Below are 17749 nucleotides of genomic sequence, written 5' to 3'. Positions count from 1 at the left end.
AAAATGTCTTCCATGACAACAACTGATAATAAAGCCTTTTTGAATGAACTTGCCCGTCTGGTCGGTCATTCACACCTGCTCACCGATCCCGCAAAAACGGCCCGCTATCGCAAGGGCTTCCGTTCTGGTCAGGGCGACGCGCTGGCTGTCGTTTTTCCTGGTTCGTTACTGGAATTGTGGCGGGTGCTGAAAGCCTGCGTCACCGCCGACAAAATTATTCTGATGCAGGCTGCCAATACCGGCCTCACCGAAGGCTCGACGCCAAACGGTAACGACTATGATCGCGATATCGTTATCATCAGCACCCTACGTCTCGACAAACTGCACGTTCTCGGCAAGGGCGAACAAGTGCTGGCATATCCTGGCACCACGCTCTATTCGCTGGAAAAAGCTCTCAAACCGCTGGGGCGCGAACCGCACTCGGTGATTGGTTCGTCGTGCATAGGTGCATCGGTCATCGGCGGTATCTGTAATAACTCCGGCGGCTCGCTGGTCCAGCGTGGCCCGGCGTATACCGAAATGTCGTTGTTCGCGCGCATAAATGAAGACGGCAAACTGACGCTGGTGAACCATCTGGGGATTGATCTGGGCGAAACACCGGAGCAGATCCTCAGCAAGCTGGATGACGATCGTATCAAAGAAGATGATGTGCGCCACGATGGTCGTCACGCCCACGATTATGATTATGTTCACCGCGTTAGGGATATTGAAGCCGACACGCCCGCACGTTATAACGCCGACCCGGATCGCCTGTTTGAATCCTCCGGTTGCGCCGGAAAACTGGCAGTATTCGCGGTACGTCTTGATACCTTCGAAGCGGAAAAAAATCAGCAGGTGTTTTATATCGGCACCAACCAGCCGGAAGTGCTGACTGAAATCCGCCGCCATATTCTGGCTAATTTCGAAAATCTGCCGGTTGCAGGGGAATATATGCATCGGGATATCTACGATATCGCGGAAAAATATGGCAAAGACACCTTCCTGATGATCGATAAACTTGGCACCGACAAGATGCCTCTCTTCTTTAATATCAAAGGACGTACCGATGCGATGCTGGAGAAAGTGAAATTCTTCCGTCCGCATTTTACCGACCGTGCGATGCAAAAATTCGGTCATCTGTTCCCCAGCCATTTACCCCCACGCATGAACAGCTGGCGCGATAAATATGAACATCATCTGCTGTTAAAAATGGCGGGCGATGGCATTGGCGAAGCTAAATCGTGGCTGGTGGATTATTTCAAACAGGCTGAAGGCGATTTCTTTGTCTGTACGCCGGAGGAAGGAAGCAAAGCATTTTTGCACCGTTTCGCCGCTGCGGGGGCGGCAATTCGTTATCAGGCTGTGCATTCCGATGAAGTCGAAGACATTCTGGCTCTGGATATTGCTCTGCGTCGTAATGACACGGAGTGGTATGAGCATTTGCCGCCGGAGATCGACAGCCAGTTGGTACACAAGCTCTATTACGGCCATTTTATGTGCTATGTCTTCCACCAGGATTACATCGTCAAAAAAGGTGTGGATGTACATGCGTTGAAGGAACAGATGCTGGAGCTGTTACGCCAGCGCGGCGCGCAATACCCTGCCGAGCATAACGTCGGTCATTTATATAAAGCGCCGGAGACGCTGCAGAAGTTTTATCGCGAGAACGATCCGACCAACAGTATGAACCCTGGGATCGGTAAGACCAGTAAGCGGAAAAACTGGCAGTAAGTGGAGTTAATACGGCTGGATGCCTGATGCAGATAGAGGCCTGATAAGATGCGTAAGCATCGCATCAGGCACTGGCACCTAATGCCGGATGCGGCGTGAACGCCTGATCCGGCCTACAGGCAAGCAAACTTAATCGTTCTGTGCCGTCTGCCCCGCTGCCGCCATCTGGGCGGCTTTTTGTTTTTTATAGCTCAACGCCGCAGCCGGAACAGGCATCACTTTACCGGTCTCAATCCAGGTACGCAGGCGGCTGGCATCGGCAAAATGGGTATATTTGCCAAATGCATCCATCACCACCAGCGCCACCGGTTTATTATTGATAACCGTGCGCATCACCAGACAATGCCCTGCGGCATTGGTAAAACCGGTTTTGGTTAACTGAATATTCCAGTTATCGCGATAAACCAGATGGTTAGTATTGCGGAACGGCAGGGTGTACGTCGGATTAGAGAAGGTCGCCATATCTTCACGGGTGGTACTCAACTGACCGATCAACGGATATTGTTTGCTGGCAATCAGCAATTTGGTCAGGTCACGGGCAGTCGAAACGTTATGCACCGACAATCCGGTCGGTTCAACAAAGCGCGTGTTGTTCATTCCGAGCGATTTCGCTTTCGCATTCATCGCTTTAATAAAAGCGTTATAACCACCAGGATAATGGTGCGCCAGGCTTGCCGCCGCGCGGTTTTCTGAAGACATCAGCGCCAACAGTAGCATCTCTTTACGGCTGATTTCGCTGTTCAGTCGCACGCGCGAATAGACCCCTTTCATCTCTGGCGTCTGGCTGATATCCACTTTCAGTTTTTCATCCAGCGGCAGTCGTGCGTCAAGCACCACCATTGCGGTCATTAATTTGGTGATTGACGCAATCGGACGCACCAGATCCGGGTGGTTCGAATAGATCACTTTGTTGGTATTCAGATCAACAATCATCGCACTACCGGAAGCGATTTCCGGCTGCGAAGCTGTGGTAGCGGCAGTCGTTTTCGCAACGGCCTGCGGTGCAAAAGGCACAGCCAGCATTAGAGCCAGGCTAAATAAAGAAACTCGAAATTTCGGCATGATGAGCATTCAGATAGTGGTTCACGCGCACGGGTTGCGCACCGCCGGAGTAAGGATTTACTGAGGCTAGCGACGCCATCATAACGAGCAAAAAGTGCGATCGTCAAAGGAGAATCGTGAGGAAATGCTGCATTGCTGACATTTACGCCAGCAATGCAACGCAAAAGAACTTTCTAGAACAGCCGATAACCGTACCCCCACAGAATAACGGTAATAGCGAGCAGCACTTCCAGCACCAGTACGCCAATCGCCAGCGTCGAACTGGAGAAGCTAAGACCTTCCTCTTTGTTGATATTCAGGAAGCTCGGAATACCGAGATAAAGCAGATAGCCGGTGTAAAACAGCGCCACCGTACCTACCAGCGCGCACAGCCAGACCAGCGGATAAAGCGCCACCAGGCCGCTTAAAAATAGTGGCGTCGCGACATATCCGGCAAAGACCATACAGTGCGCAAGCGACGGACGTTGCGGATATTTGCGCGCCATCCACCAGATGACTCGCCCCATCACCGCGACCCCAGCCAGCATAACGCCATAAAACAGGACAGCCAGCGCCAGTCCGGTAAACCAGGATAACTTCAGGATAGTGCCATCGCCAAAATTCCAGCCAATTTGCGTGGTGCCAATGAAGGCACAGATCACCGGAATCGCCGCCATCAGCAAAACGTGGTGGGTGTAGTGATGAGAAATCGTTTCGTTTTCACGATTAATCACCTGCATTTCACGATCGGGATGGGAAAACAGTCCCCAGACATGGCTCATACCGCCCCCTTTTTGTGAGTTGCTGAACCTGACAGTTCAAGTATAAGTCAGCTTGTGGTTATTTTTTGCCCTGTTGTGAAATTTGCGTCGCGTGATGAAACGCCTTTTTCTGCGCAAACAATTCACAGGGTGTATGCTTACAGGCAACCAAAGGGAGACAGACTGGCCTATGGATCTCAATACACTCATCTCACAATATGGTTATGCCGCGCTGGTGCTCGGCAGTCTGGCAGAGGGTGAAACCGTGACTTTATTGGGAGGCGTTGCGGCACATCAGGGTTTATTAAAATTCCCGCTAGTGGTTCTTTCTGTGGCGCTTGGCGGCATGATTGGCGACCAGGTGCTTTATCTGTGCGGACGGCGGTTTGGCGGCAAGCTGTTGCGTCGTATCTCAAAGCATCAGGATAAAATTGAGCGGGCGCAGAAACTGATCCAGCGCCATCCGTATCTGTTTGTTATTGGTACGCGTTTTATGTATGGCTTTCGGGTAATTGGCCCGACGCTGATTGGTGCCAGTCAGTTGCCGCCGAAAATCTTTCTGCCGCTGAATATTCTCGGCGCATTTGCCTGGGCGCTGATTTTTACCACTATCGGTTACGCCGGTGGTCAGGTGATTGCGCCGTGGTTGCACAGTCTTGATCAGCATCTGAAACACTGGGTCTGGTTGATTCTGGTCGTGGTTCTGGTGGTTGGCGTGCGCTGGTGGCTGAAACGGCGCGGGAAGAAAAAGCCGGATAATCAGGCGTAAAGCAGTTGCCACAGATAAGTCGCTCGCGCCGCATCCGACATCAGGGGTTCCATGCCTGATGCGACGCTGGCGCGTCTTATCATGCCTACAACATACCCATTGAAATATCCACATATCCCATTGCACTACTCCGGCTTAAACTGCGGATTCGCCAGCATAAAACCACCATCGACAATTAACGACTGCCCGATGGTGTAATTTGCGCCTTCGGAACATAGCCAGGCCACCAGGCTGGCAATCTCATGCGTTGCGCCGAAACGCCGCAGGGGAATTGATGGTTCTGCGTCGGGCTTCACGTCGCCGTCATCCATGCCGTTCATTGGCGTGGCAATTGCACCTGGCGCGACCGCATTCACCAGAATCTTATGCCTGACCAGTTCCAGCGCCATCGCTTTGGTTAACCCGCCGAGTGCATGTTTAGCGGCGGTGTAGGCGCTGGCATCCGGCAGCGGCGTATGTTCATGTACCGATGTAATGTTGATGATGCGACCACCCTGCCCCTGTTTCACCATCTGGCGGGCAGCAATTTGCGAGCATAAAAATGCACCATCGACATCAACGGTAAAAATCTTGCGCCACTCATCAAAAGCCATATCAAGAAACGGCGCTTTGGTCATCGCCCCCGCGTTATTCACCAGCACATCGATGCGCCCCAATCGTTGAATGAGTCTCTCCAGCGCCTGCGCACCTTCTGGTAGATTGCCGAGATCCAGTTGCACCATCTCCGCACGGACGCCGTGGCTAACTACCTCACGCGCGGTATCTTTTGCCCCTTCTTCATCAGAGTGCCAGGTAATGCCAATATCAAACCCTTGCTGCGCCAGTAATAACGCGCACTCTTTACCGATCCCCGAATCGGAGGCAGTAATAATCGCGACCTGTGCCATGGAGTTCTCCACTTAACGCTGAATAAACGTTAAGTATAGAAGCCGCATATCATCAGCGTTTATAGCCCCCACCCAGCGCGCCGGTGAGTTGAATGGAGGCATCCAGCCACTGCCCTTGCAATAACAGGCCATTGGCTCGCTCACGCAGCGCCGGGATTCTGGCTTCGCTGACGCGGGAACCAGCAATGATGCCCGCGTTAAAGCGTGCCTGCGCCAGACCTACCACACGCAGGGCATCGCGCTCAATTTGCGCCTGATGCTGGTTTTTCTCCGCCAGTGTCTGAACCTGACTGGCTGCCCGCGCCACGTCATTCACCGCCTCAACCACCGCTTTGTTGTAGCTGGCGATAGACAAGTTGCTTTCGGCTTTCGCAATATCGAGGTTGGCGTTAAGACGACCGCTATCGAAAATGGGTAGCGTCAGGCCTGCCGTAACACCCATTTGCTGCGCGGAATGTCGGAACAGATCGCTTAAGTGCAACGCATCTTGTTGCAGGAAGGCCATCAGGTTTATGTCGGGATAAAAGGCCGCTTTTGCCGCGTCGATGCTGCTTAAGGATGATTCAACGTACCAGTGCGCCGCCTGCAAATCGGCACGGCGTGCCAGCAAGGAATAACCCAGTTCATCAGGAAGCTGACTTGTCACTTCAGGCAGCACAACCGGATGCAGCTTTAAACCGCTCGTCTGGCTGTTAGTCAGCGCATTTAACCGCGCCTCAATAATTTTCATTTTTCCCGCCACATCATTGCGCTGTTGCCGGGTTTTACTGGCATTAATATCGGTTTCCACACCTTCAACCGAAGAGGTAATTCCGTTCTGATATAGCTGGCGATCGGTCGCGATAATGGTGTTCTGTTCTTTTTCGATTTGCTGTAAGACAGTGTTTAACGCCGCCTGGGTCTGCCACTCCCAGTACAGGCGAGCCACACTGCCAGCCAGCAATTGGCGGGTTTGCTCGCGTTCCGCCGCCCGTGCTTTAACCGTACCGAGGCGCGCTGTGACTTCAGCCCGATTCTTTCCCCAGATATCCAGATGCCAGCCCGCCGTTAGACCAAAAGTACCGTTGGTATACCACGGCCCGGTAGTACCTGCCGCCGGATCGGTCAGGGCAAACGGCCCCATTAACCCTTCCGCCGACATTTTTTGTCGCTCCATATCCGCAGAAAAATCGATCTGCGGACCATCCTGAGTGGCTACAGCTTTCGCCTGCGCTTCAGCCAGTTGAATGCGCTGTTCAGCCACCTGCATATCCGGTGCGTTCTGTAATGCGTTATTAATTAAGGAAGTGAGTTGATTATCGTGATATTCCAGCCACCACTGACTGTCTGGCCAACCATTTTTCAGCGCCGTGGGTAATGCGCTGTCAACTTGCGCAGCGGGCGTTTGCTGGCTTAACGCCTGGCGGGTTTCGTGCACAGGCGCACACCCAGCCAGAATGAGGAACAGCGGAAAACAGGCGATAGCTGGATAAAAGGAATCACGATTCATGGGGGAATAATCAGGTAAGAAAAGGTGCGCGGAGATTACCGTGTGTTGCAATGTATTTTTTAGTTTCGCGTGGCAATACATCAGCAGCAATAAAACGACATATTCAGAAAAATATACAGTAAGTGAATGATATCATCTGATTTATCTTAATCGTTTATGGATAACGGCAAAGGGTTTCATTTTTACCTATACTTATTCAGCACTCACAAATAAAGGAACGCCAATGAAAATTATACTCTGGGCTGTATTGATTATTTTCCTGATTGGGCTACTGGTGGTGACTGGCGTATTTAAGATGATATTTTAAAATTAATTAATGTCATCAGATCCGAAAATAACAAGAATATTTCAGTCTCTCATCCTGTTGCGCTCCTGTCATGTGCATTGCTTCATATAATCACTGGCGCAAGGAGCGCGCAGGGGGCGGCCAATCGCCGCCGCCCCCTGCCCCCCCGGGCTCTGGCGAACAAAATCGCCGCTGCGCGGTGCCCTCGGCTTATCCCTTACGGCTACCGGGTCGGGCGCGAGGTAACATCCCTGTAAAACGCGCCCTCAGCCCACATCCATGTGGGCTGCCCCGGCCTCCAGGGAACGCCTCGGCGATTTTGGCGCCACCAAATAACCGTGCGGCCTATTGATAAAGAGCTAACACATTGTCAAAAAACATCACTATGGTTTTTAGAGTTTCTCGATATCAATTGCCTGAATAGCCCTTGCAATATCTGTGGAATTATTCAACACCCGAACATGCTGAAATAATTCCGTTGCTTCATCGTATTCTTTACGCAAATAACTCAACCACTGTTTAATCCGCGCGACGTGATATAGCCCGGTATCGCCCTGCTTTTCCAGACGGGTATATTTTTGCAGCAAAGCAACGACCTCCGGCCACGGCATTCGCGGTTCGTTATATTTAACCACCCGGCTCAGGTTGGGAATATTCAGCGCCCCGCGCCCAATCATCACCGCGTCGCAGCCGCTGATCGCCATACATTGTTGCGCACTCTGCCAGTCCCAGATTTCACCGTTGGCAATCACCGGAATATTCAGCCGCTGGCGAATCTCGCCAATCGCCTGCCAGTCAATATGCTCCGCACGGTAACCCTGCTCTTTTGTCCGACCATGCACCACCAGTTCCGTGGCTCCGGCCTGTTGAACCGCATCAGCAATTTCAAACTTCTTCTCGCCGCTGTCCCAGCCAAGCCGCACTTTCACACTGACGGGTAAATGCGCCGGTACAGCTTCGCGCATCGCTTTTGCACCCTGGTAGATGAGTTCAGGATCTTTGAGTAACGTCGCCCCACCGCCGCTGCCGTTAACCGTTTTCGATGGGCAGCCGCAATTGAGATCCACGCCCCAGGAACCTAACTCCACCGCACGAGCAGCATTTTCCGCCAGCCACTGTGGGAACTGCCCCAGCAGTTGTACCCGCACCAGCGTACCGGATGGCGTTCGACTGGCATTTTGTAGTTCAGGGCAAATGCGATGAAAGACTTTTACCGGCAGCAGTTGATCGACCACGCGGACAAATTCGGTGATGCACAGATCGTAGTCGTTAACTTCGGTCAGCAATTCACGCACCAGAGAGTCAAGCACACCCTCCATCGGCGCCAGTAGTACACGCATATCATCACCCGCAAAAAAATGAGGCGCTATGGTAGCGCCTCCGGTCAGCGGATTAAAGTGCTCAGCGTGGTTGCAGACAGTTATCTTCTTTCCAGCCGTACAGCCACTCCATACCACGATAAAACTCTGCCTGCGATTTCCCTTTCCACAGCAGATTACGCACCTGGCGTTCTACCCCCGCAGCGTGGTATACCCGCCCCATTTCACGTGTCGACCAGACGATGCGCGCGGTGCGTGGAATACGTACCGACTCATACAGCGCAAAGGCTTGTGCCGCATCGCCGTCACATTCTGCCAGCGCCTTACCGAGCGTCACTGCGTCTTCCAGTGCCATACAGGCCCCCTGCGCCATATATTGCGCCACCGGATGCGCCGCATCGCCCACCAGCGTTATGCGCTTCGTTCCCCACTTCGCCACCGGTTCGCGATCGGCAGTTGACCAGCGTCGCCATGAGGTCGGTTTATCCAGCATCTGGCGCGGGCGTGGATGAATGCCTTCAAAATAGGAGAGCACTTCCTCTTTACTGCCATCCTTCACGCCCCACTCTTCCTGCTGGCGACTGTGGAATGTTACCACCAGGTTATACTGCTTGCCGCCGCGCAAAGGGTAATGCACCAGGTGACAGTGCGGCCCCGCCCACAGTACCGGCGCGTTAATACGCAAATCTTCCGGCATATCGGCACAATCGATAACCGCACGGTAGACCACATGCCCGGTAACGCGCGGCACATCGCCTAATAAGCTCTGACGCACCACTGACTTCACGCCATCACAGCCAATCAGAATATCGCCGCTCCAGCTATTGCCGCGATCGTCGAAAACGGTAACATCGTCCGGCGTCTCGCGAATATCCACGACGTTAGTAGAGGTGTGATATTCGACGTCCGGGTGGGTCAGTACCGCTTCCCACACCGAGGCATGAATATCAACGCGGTGGATCACCGCATAAGGGCCGCCGAAATGGTCACGAAAGGCCTGACCGGTTTCAATGCGCACCACTTCTTCGGCGTTTACCGCGTCCATCATTGTGATGTGATCGGTAAACACCGCGCGCTGACGGGCAATTTCGCCGACGCCAAGGCTGTCCAGCGCCGAAAACGCGTTCGGCCCCAGCTGGATGCCCGCGCCAATCTCACCAATCTCATGCGCCTTTTCCAGCAGCACCACTTTGATCCCCTGGCGGGCCAGTGACAGCGCAGTTGCCGCACCGCCGATCCCGCCTCCCACAATTACTGCGCGTGTCACTTTCGTCATTATGGTTCTCCTGGTCAGGCTGAAATTTTATCTTGTTGATTTTCTGGTGCGGCAGCGATGAACGCTGGCAGCTGCGTGCAGGCGTCGTACACTGCTTTACAGCGCGGATATGCACTCAGGTCGCAGTTCATGCGTAACGCATTTGCCCATTGTGGGACAAGGCAGCAGTCTGCCAGCGTCGGCGTCTCGCCCACGCAAAATTGTCCCGACTGGCTCTGGCGCAGCAGTTGTTCCACCGAGCTTAACCCTTGCTGGATCCAGTGCGCATACCAGCGTTTTTTCTCTTCTTCACTAACGTTCAGTTCTTCGGTCAGGTAGCGCAGCACGCGCAGGTTATTCAGAGGATGAATGTCGCAAGCGATGGCATAAACAATTTCCAGGACTTTATTGCGAGCCGGTTCTTCCTGCGGTAACAGCGGAACTTGCGGGTAATGACGATCCAGCCAGTCAATTATCGCCAGCGATTGACCGAGTGACTCGCCATCATCGGTCAGCAGCGTCGGCACCAGCCCGACCGGATTCATCCGCCGGTAGGCCAGTTCGTTTTGCTGACCAATACGGATATTCACCCCTTCGGTCTGGTAATCAATGCCCTTCAGAGCCAGCGCAATGCGTACCCGGTACGACGCTGAACTATTAAAAAAACTGTACAGCTTCATCTTGCACCTCAGACAATCTTCACCGCGATAGGGGTTAAACCCTCAACGTTGCCCGTGATCACATCACCTTTCACCACCGGGCCAACACCTTCCGGCGTGCCGGTGAAGATCAGATCGCCCGGTTGCAGTTCAAAGAAGCCGGACAGGTAGCTGATGGTTTCATTCACTGACCAGATGAGATGACGAATATCGCTGCGCTGATGATCTTCGCCGTTAACCTGTAACCAGATTGGCGCGTTATCAATACCGTCGGTTTCGCTGGCTTTGTGCAGCGGCGCGATGGGCGCAGAGAGATCAAACGCTTTACCAATTTCCCACGGACGCCCCATCTGGCGCATCTCCATTTGACGATCGCGACGAGTCATATCAAGCCCCGTGGCATAACCCCAGACATATTCATGGGCGTTTTCCAGCGGGATATCGCTGCCCTTTTTACCAATTGCCACTACCAGCTCAATTTCATAATGGTAGTTATCGGTCTGCGCCGGATACGGCAGCGCCAGCGTTTCGCCAGCGGCAACCGGAACAACGGCATCCGCTGGTTTGCAGAAGAAGAATGGCGGTTCACGATCCGGATCGAAGCCCATTTCGCGGGCGTGGGCAGCATAGTTACGCCCGACGCAGTAAACGCGGCGCACGGGGAATTGTTCATCACTGCCAACAACCGGTACGGTAACGGGCGCTTGCGGTTCGAATACGTATTGAGTCATTTTTTCTCTCCCAAATTAATAACGCGCTTCGCGGAACAGCCCCAGGGCTTCTTGTACCGGTCTGTCCGAAAAACTAAATAAAACGGTATCTTGCGTGGTCTGGAACGACACGCCGTGCCAGGTCGGCACCACGAAGATATCTTTTGCACTAAAGGTGAAGGTTTCATTGCCGATAGTGACCTGCCCGCCGCCTTCCACCACGTGGTAGATGGTGCTGTCAGTAGTACGCGCCACGCGGGAAGCGAACCCTTTCGGCAACAGTTGCAGGAAAGCGCCCATCGACGGCATCGGATACCCGCCGGTGACCGGGTTGACGTAGCGCATTTTGTAGCCATCCCACTCATCGGCATCGCCCAGGCGGGTTAAATCGTGCAGCACTTCGCGGCTGCGGTCATAACGATAGTTAAAGATCGGCGAGGAGTTCCCCGTCTGATGGCGCAGCGGCAACATATTGGCGGCATAGCGCGGCAGATAATCCCCCTCTTTGCGCGTTACCGGTTGTTGCTCTTCCGGGTAATCTTCGGCAAAACCGCAGCCCAGAGTGTTCACTAATGGCAGATCCAGTCCATCGAGCCAGATAACCGGTTCGTCGCCAGGATTACCGTGATCATGCCAGCGCCACTGCGGGGTCAGGATAAAATCGCCCTCATTCATTGGCGTGCGTTCGCCATCAACGGCGGTAAATGCGCCTTTACCTTCAACAATAAAACGCAGCGCCGACTGGTTATGACGATGGCTTGGTGCCACTTCGCCTGGCATGATCAGTTGCAAACCGGCATACAAGGTGGCGGTAATGGAGGACTGACCGCGCAGCGCCGGGTTTTCCAGCACCAGTACGCGACGCACCGCCTCTTTCGCGCCAATCAGGCTGCCGCTCTCCAGCAACAACGGGCGGATCTCCTGATAATTCCAGTACGCTGGCGCACAATTAGCGTTGGGCGTTTTCGGCACCAGATGGTGCAACGACTCCCACAGCGGGGTCAGGTTTTGCCCGGAAATATGCTGATAAAATTGCTCGCGGCTATTTTGATTGTTATCAGTCATTGAGATGCTCCTTATTCGTTCACAACGCCTGCGCGAGGCAGTGAGTCAGGGACAGAGGTCGACTGGCGAACGACGGTAATCAGCAGCGTTAACATCACCGCACTGATCGCCGCAGGCACAGCGATAATGAAAAACAGAGTGTCGAAAGAGAAATTCATCGCCATCATCACGCCGCCAGAAAGCGAACCGACAATCGCACCGCAGCGGCCGACGGCGTTTGACCAGCTCACGCCCGTGGCGCGGCTTTGCGTTGGGTAGAGCGTGGCGGTCAGCGCGTTCAGCCCCACTTGCGATCCGCTGATGCCAATGCCAGTGCCAAAGACAGCCAGTGCCATCAGCCATAATCCGTCCTGGCTCAGGCCAATCATCACGATGCATACAACGCCTAGGGCATAGCTCACAGCCAACACGCGGAAAGGATTGAATTTATCCATCAGTACGCCCAGCGCCAGCGCGCCCAACGTGCCGCCAATCTGGAATGCGGCGGTGATCCAGGACGCATGTTGCAGGTCGATACCACGATGGTTAAGCAGCGTCGGCATCCAGCTTGAGAGCAGGTAAATGATCAGCAGGCTCATGAAGAAAACGACCCACAGCATCAACGTGATGGTTAACTGACGCCCGGCAAACAACTGGCGAATGCTGCCTTTGGCAATAGCGGCTGGTTCATTGAGATAAAAGTGGGTATCGACATAACGCTCGCGAGTCATGGCACTCACGGTTTTTGCAATTACCGCCTGCGGTAACTGGCGACGCACCTGCCAGCGTGGCGATTCCGGCAAAACCACCAGCAGCGCGACAAATAAAATCAGCGGTAATACGCCTCCCAGCACCAGAATGCCGTGCCAGCCAATCACCGGCACCAGTTGTGCGCTGACAATCCCGCCAAAGGCTGACCCCAGCGTGAAACCGCAAAACATCAGCGTTACCAGCGCGCCGCGACGACGAGCTGGCAGATATTCCGACGTCATGGTGATGGTATTCGGCATTGCGCCGCCAAGCCCTAACCCGGTGAGAAAGCGCAGGATTACCAGTGTTTGCAGATCTGGTGAAAAAGCAGAGGCAAGACTTAGCGCACCAAATAAAAAGACGCACAACTCAATGACCCGTTTGCGCCCAAAGCGATCGGACAACGGGCCGCAAAGCAGTGCGCCTGCGGTTAATCCCAACAGACCCGCACCAAACAGCGGCGCGAGATCGCCTGCGGAGAGTTGCCAGTGAGTACGAATATCGGGAGCGATAAAGCCGATAGCCGCCGTGTCAAAACCATCGAGCATTACCACCAGAAAACAGCAGATGATAACGCGCCACTGCATCTTGCCGACCGGAGCGGCATCGATCAGTGCTTGTAAATCACGTCGTTGAGTCATAGTGAATGCCTCAGTGCAGGTAAGGTAGATGTTTCTATTGTTTTGTATATGTTGCGATATTGTGATTAAAGAGATGAAATGTACAATGGCATTTTCGGCAGAGAGATAACCTGGAGGTTATGGCAAATGGCAAACTGGGCGCAGAAATTAAAACTTCATCACCTGCAAATGCTGGTGGCGCTGGGCGAACAGGGCAATCTGACCCATGTAGCGCGGATGATGAATATCACCCAGCCTGCGCTGTCGAAATGGCTGTCACAACTCGAAGATGAGATCGGCCTCACACTCTTTGAGCGGCACAGCAAAGGGCTACGTCCAACCGAAGGCGGCAAATTGTTACTGCAACATGCTCAACGGTTAATCAACGACATGGAGCGATCGCAGCATGAACTGGCGCGCTTTAAACAAGGCGGACTGGTCGGCAGTCTGAAAATAGGTTGTTCTCCTGTCGCCACTGACTGCGTATCCCAGGCGATTTTGCATTTGCTAAAAGAGATGCCGACGCTGCACCTGAATATCGAAGAGAAGGTGATGACGCCATTACTGCAAGACCTGCTGGCAGGTTCTGTGGATGTAGTGGTTGGTCGTATTGGTGGTCGTGCGCTGCAACTGCCGCTGAATTATCAGGTGCTCTACACCGAGCCTGTGTGCTTTGTCGCTCGCCCGAACCATCCACTGGCGAAATATGCCGCTCTTGGCTGGAATGATCTGGCTAACTGGCGCTGGATAGTCTGGCCGACCGGGACACCTATTCGTCTCAGTATTGATAATGCGCTGGTAGAACATGGCGTGATGCTGCCAGAAAACACCATTGAATCGGCGTCAATGAACGTCAGCACCAACCTGCTACAAAGCAGCGACATGATTTCTATACTCTCTTTACGTCTGGCGCAACGCTATGCCAGTCAGGGGCAACTGGTGATCCTGAATCTGCCGAAGATAGAACAGAAAGGCAGCGTCGGCGTGTTCTGGCGTAATAACGAAACGCCCTCCCGTGCGCTAAGTCGGTTTCTGCACTTTTTGAACCAGAATTAGACCTCTGAATTGGGCGCTTGCCCGATCTCCGTCTCCTGTAATTCAACTATGCTCAGATTTCATGATGTGATCGGTAGCACGTTTTACAGATTAATTGTATGATGAATCCATCTCATCTGGGGTGTTGATCATGAGTAAGACACTGAACATTATCTGGCAATATTTACGCGCTTTTGTCCTTATTTATGCCTGCCTGTATGCAGGCATTTTCATTGCTTCCCTGCTACCGGTAACCATTCCGGGCAGCATCATCGGGATGCTGATCCTGTTTGTCCTGCTGGCCTTGCAAATTCTTCCGGCGAAGTGGGTCAATCCGGGGTGCTACGTACTGATTCGCTATATGGCGCTATTGTTTGTGCCGATTGGCGTAGGCGTTATGCAATATTTTGATTTGCTACGCGCACAGTTTGGCCCGGTAGTGGTTTCCTGTGCCATTAGTACGCTGGTGGTTTTTCTGGTGGTGAGCTGGAGTTCGCACCTGGTACACGGTGAACGTAAAGTCATAGGTCAGAAAGGATCAGAGAAATGATGGCGAATATCTGGTGGTCGTTACCGCTGACATTGATTGTCTTTTTTGCCGCCCGCAAACTGGCAGCCCGGTATAAATTTCCATTGCTCAACCCGTTGCTGGTGGCAATGGTGGTGATCATTCCTTTTTTAATGCTGACCGGTATCTCTTACGACAGCTATTTTAAAGGGAGTGAGGTTTTAAACGATCTGCTGCAACCGGCGGTGGTGGCGCTGGCCTATCCTTTATATGAACAGCTGCATCAGATCCGCGCGCGCTGGAAGTCGATCATCACCATTTGCTTTATCGGCAGCGTGGTCGCGATGGTGACAGGCACGTCCGTGGCATTGCTGATGGGCGCTTCACCGGAAATCGCCGCGTCAATCCTGCCGAAATCGGTGACTACGCCAATTGCGATGGCGGTTGGCGGCAGTATTGGCGGTATCCCTGCAATTAGCGCAGTTTGCGTCATTTTCGTCGGTATTCTGGGCGCGGTGTTTGGTCATACATTGCTTAATGCGATGCGTATTCGCACCAAAGCGGCGCGCGGTCTGGCGATGGGGACGGCCTCACACGCCCTCGGTACGGCACGCTGTGCCGAGCTGGATTATCAGGAAGGCGCATTTAGTTCGCTGGCACTGGTGCTGTGCGGGATTATTACCTCGCTGATCGCACCGTTCCTTTTCCCGATAATTCTGGCTGTAATGGGCTAAAATTTTGCGATGCGTCGCGCATTTTTGATGTAAGTTTCACGCGTTGCATAATTAATGAGATTCAGATCACATATAAAGGCATAACGGGTTCGTAAACTGTTATCCCATTACATGATTATGAGGCAACGCCATGCATCCACGTTTTCAAACTGCTTTTGCCCAACTTGCGGATAACTTGCAATCTGCACTGGAACCCATTCTGGCAGACAAGTATTTTCCCGCGTTGTTGACCAAAGAGCAGGTCTCTTCGCTGAAGAGCGCAACGGGGCTGGACGAAGACGCGCTGGCTTTCGCACTGCTGCCGCTGGCGGCGGCCTGTGCCCGCACGCCATTGTCGAATTTTAATGTTGGCGCTATTGCGCGCGGCGTGAGTGGAACCTGGTATTTTGGTGCCAATATGGAATTTATTGGCGCGACAATGCAGCAAACCGTTCATGCTGAACAAAGTGCTATCAGCCACGCCTGGTTGAGCGGTGAGAAAGCACTCGCCGCCATCACCGTTAACTACACGCCTTGCGGTCACTGCCGCCAGTTTATGAATGAACTGAATAGCGGTCTGGATCTGCGTATTCATCTACCGGGTCGCGAAGCGCACGCGCTGCGTGACTATCTGCCGGATGCTTTTGGGCCGAAAGATCTGGAGATTAAAACGCTGCTGATGGATGAGCAGGATCACGGCTTTGCACTGACCGGCGATGCGCTTTCTCAGGCGGCGATTGCAGCGGCAAACCGTTCACACATGCCTTACAGCAAGTCCCCAAGCGGCGTGGCGCTGGAATGTAAAGACGGTCGTATTTTCAGCGGCAGCTACGCTGAAAACGCGGCGTTCAACCCGACTCTGCCGCCATTACAAGGAGCGTTAATTCTGTTGAATCTCAAGGGTTATGACTACCCGGATATTCAGCGCGCGATTCTGGCAGAAAAAGCCGATGCGCCGTTGATTCAGTGGGATGCAACCTCCGCAACGCTGAAAGCTCTCGGCTGCAACAATATCGACCGCGTTCTTCTCGCTTAAGCCTGATGCCGGATGCGGCGTGAACGCCTTGTCCGGCCTACAGGTCTGGCACACTGATAAGCGTCGCATCAGGCTTGCCAACTTATCCTGGTGTCGAAAATCCCGGCAAACAGTTTGCCGTTTCTTGCGCAAAGCCCGCAGGTAAAGTAGCCTGATTGAAATTCCCCAAGATCGAGTTTTCTGCATGTTAAAGCGCGTGTTTTACAGCCTGTTAGTCCTGATCGGCTTGCTGCTGTTGACTGTGCTCGGCCTCGATCGCTGGATGAGCTGGAAAACTGCGCCTTATATCTACGACGAGTTACAGGATCTCCCCTACCGCCAGGTCGGCGTGGTACTTGGCACCGCGAAGTATTATCGCACCGGGGTAATTAATCAGTATTACCGCTACCGTATTCAGGGCGCAATAAATGCCTATAACAGCGGTAAGGTGAATTATCTATTACTTAGCGGCGATAACGCGTTGCAGAGTTATAACGAACCGATGACCATGCGCAAAGATTTAATTGCCGCTGGTGTTGATCCGGCTGATATTGTTCTCGACTACGCAGGTTTTCGAACCCTCGACTCTATCGTACGCACGCGCAAAGTATTCGATACTAACGACTTCATTATTATCACTCAGCGTTTCCACTGTGAGCGGGCATTATTTATCGCTCTGCATATGGGGATTCAGGCGCAGTGTTATGCCGTACCATCACCCAAAGATATGTGGTCGGTACGTATTCGTGAATTTGCCGCTCGTTTCGGCGCTCTGGCTGATCTTTATATCTTTAAACGTGAGCCACGCTTTTTAGGTCCTCTGGTTCCTATTCCGGCAATGCACCAGGTGCCGGAAGATGCGCAGGGGTATCCGGCCGTTACCCCCGAACAATTACTTGAATTAGAAAAGAAACAAGGAAAGTAGTTATGGATGTTCAGCAGTTTTTTGTCATTGCCGTTTTTTTCCTGATCCCTGTATTTTGTTTTCGCGAAGCCTGGAAAGGCTGGCGTGCTGGTGCAATTGATAAACGGGTTAAAAATTCCCTGGAACCGGTGTATGTCTGGCGTGACAAAAATCCCGGACTCTTCTTCGCTTATATAGTGGCATATAGCGGCTTCGGACTTTTATCCATCGGTATGATTATTTATCTTATTTTTTACCGGTAATATTATTTCTT

The 17749-nt window shown here is 52.9% G+C and carries 19 protein-coding genes; 9 read left to right on the top strand and 10 right to left on the bottom strand.

The features are described 5' to 3' along the window. Positions 1-3: 3 nt before the first annotated feature. A complete protein-coding gene (dld, locus tag A7589_RS00920; protein ID WP_105282579.1) occupies positions 4-1710 on the top strand; it encodes a D-lactate dehydrogenase in 1707 nt (568 codons plus the stop codon). A 129-nt stretch (positions 1711-1839) separates the two neighbouring features. Here dld and pbpG read toward each other — a convergent pair whose 3' ends face one another. After that, positions 1840-2772: a D-alanyl-D-alanine endopeptidase gene (pbpG, locus tag A7589_RS00915; RefSeq protein WP_010352881.1), complete on the bottom strand. Its 933-nt coding sequence runs from the start codon at positions 2770-2772 to the stop codon at positions 1840-1842. A 173-nt stretch (positions 2773-2945) separates the two neighbouring features. Then, entirely contained in the window at positions 2946-3533 is a 588-nt protein-coding gene (locus A7589_RS00910) for a Yip1 family protein (protein ID WP_000020073.1), read from the bottom strand. Positions 3534-3702: 169 nt separating this feature from the next. Between A7589_RS00910 and A7589_RS00905 the strand changes: the two genes are divergently transcribed. Next, on the top strand, positions 3703-4281 hold the full coding sequence (locus A7589_RS00905; protein ID WP_010356678.1) for a DedA family protein: 579 nt from the start codon (positions 3703-3705) through the stop codon (positions 4279-4281). 125 nt (positions 4282-4406) lie between these two features. Here the strand turns inward: A7589_RS00905 and A7589_RS00900 are convergent, their stop codons facing one another. Continuing rightward, a complete protein-coding gene (locus A7589_RS00900; protein ID WP_000079554.1) occupies positions 4407-5168 on the bottom strand; it encodes an SDR family oxidoreductase in 762 nt (253 codons plus the stop codon). Between the two features lie 52 nt (positions 5169-5220). Then, positions 5221-6657, bottom strand: coding sequence for a multidrug resistance outer membrane protein MdtQ (gene mdtQ / locus A7589_RS00895; protein ID WP_001078096.1), 1437 nt, complete (start codon positions 6655-6657; stop codon positions 5221-5223). 223 nt (positions 6658-6880) lie between these two features. Between mdtQ and yohP the strand changes: the two genes are divergently transcribed. Next, positions 6881-6964: a small membrane protein YohP gene (gene yohP / locus A7589_RS23455; protein WP_000691708.1), complete on the top strand. Its 84-nt coding sequence runs from the start codon at positions 6881-6883 to the stop codon at positions 6962-6964. Positions 6965-7335: 371 nt separating this feature from the next. Here the strand turns inward: yohP and dusC are convergent, their stop codons facing one another. The 6 genes from dusC to mhbT all read right to left on the bottom strand — a co-directional run bounded on the left by dusC (position 7336) and on the right by mhbT (position 13321). Next, positions 7336-8283 (bottom strand): tRNA dihydrouridine(16) synthase DusC, encoded by a 948-nt coding sequence (gene dusC, locus A7589_RS00875; RefSeq protein WP_105282578.1) that lies wholly within the window; start codon positions 8281-8283, stop codon positions 7336-7338. Positions 8284-8344: 61 nt separating this feature from the next. Beyond that, positions 8345-9538, bottom strand: a complete 1194-nt coding sequence (locus A7589_RS00870; RefSeq protein WP_000170159.1) for a 3-hydroxybenzoate 6-monooxygenase — start codon at positions 9536-9538, stop codon at positions 8345-8347. A 14-nt stretch (positions 9539-9552) separates the two neighbouring features. Next, on the bottom strand, positions 9553-10197 hold the full coding sequence (gene maiA / locus A7589_RS00865; RefSeq protein WP_000781174.1) for a maleylacetoacetate isomerase: 645 nt from the start codon (positions 10195-10197) through the stop codon (positions 9553-9555). Between the two features lie 8 nt (positions 10198-10205). Further along, the gene (locus A7589_RS00860) at positions 10206-10907 is read right to left on the bottom strand and encodes a fumarylacetoacetate hydrolase family protein (RefSeq protein WP_108188687.1); all 702 of its coding nucleotides are present in this window, start codon (positions 10905-10907) and stop codon (positions 10206-10208) included. A 15-nt stretch (positions 10908-10922) separates the two neighbouring features. Beyond that, positions 10923-11951 carry a gentisate 1,2-dioxygenase gene (gtdA, locus tag A7589_RS00855; protein WP_000131692.1) on the bottom strand — a complete coding sequence of 343 codons (1029 nt, stop codon included), beginning with the start codon at positions 11949-11951 and terminating at the stop codon, positions 10923-10925. An 11-nt stretch (positions 11952-11962) separates the two neighbouring features. Beyond that, positions 11963-13321, bottom strand: a complete 1359-nt coding sequence (mhbT, locus tag A7589_RS00850; RefSeq protein ID WP_000194206.1) for a 3-hydroxybenzoate transporter MhbT — start codon at positions 13319-13321, stop codon at positions 11963-11965. Between the two features lie 126 nt (positions 13322-13447). On the opposite strand from mhbT, the gene A7589_RS00845 reads away from it, so the two are divergent. The 6 genes from A7589_RS00845 (at position 13448) to A7589_RS00820 (ending at position 17738) form a co-directional block, all read left to right on the top strand. Next, positions 13448-14356, top strand: coding sequence for a LysR substrate-binding domain-containing protein (locus tag A7589_RS00845; protein ID WP_000024643.1), 909 nt, complete (start codon positions 13448-13450; stop codon positions 14354-14356). Positions 14357-14486: 130 nt separating this feature from the next. Further along, a complete protein-coding gene (locus A7589_RS00840; protein ID WP_001516704.1) occupies positions 14487-14885 on the top strand; it encodes a CidA/LrgA family protein in 399 nt (132 codons plus the stop codon). Next, positions 14882-15577: a CidB/LrgB family autolysis modulator gene (locus A7589_RS00835; protein WP_000968208.1), complete on the top strand. Its 696-nt coding sequence runs from the start codon at positions 14882-14884 to the stop codon at positions 15575-15577. The genes A7589_RS00840 and A7589_RS00835 overlap by 4 nt, the downstream gene beginning before the upstream one ends. Before the next feature lie 130 nt (positions 15578-15707). Then, positions 15708-16592: a cytidine deaminase gene (gene cdd, locus A7589_RS00830; protein WP_000553573.1), complete on the top strand. Its 885-nt coding sequence runs from the start codon at positions 15708-15710 to the stop codon at positions 16590-16592. A gap of 184 nt (positions 16593-16776) precedes the next feature. Continuing rightward, on the top strand, positions 16777-17496 hold the full coding sequence (gene sanA, locus A7589_RS00825; protein WP_000920075.1) for an outer membrane permeability protein SanA: 720 nt from the start codon (positions 16777-16779) through the stop codon (positions 17494-17496). 2 nt (positions 17497-17498) lie between these two features. Next, complete coding sequence (locus A7589_RS00820) at positions 17499-17738, top strand: DUF2542 family protein (RefSeq protein ID WP_000383083.1); 240 nt, start codon at positions 17499-17501, stop codon at positions 17736-17738. The last annotated feature ends 11 nt before the right edge of the window (positions 17739-17749 follow it).

It is taken from the genome of Escherichia sp. MOD1-EC6475 (assembly GCF_003046645.1).
In the GTDB taxonomy this organism is placed as follows: domain Bacteria; phylum Pseudomonadota; class Gammaproteobacteria; order Enterobacterales; family Enterobacteriaceae; genus Escherichia; species Escherichia ruysiae.
This window is presented reverse-complemented; position numbering and strand designations above follow the sequence as displayed.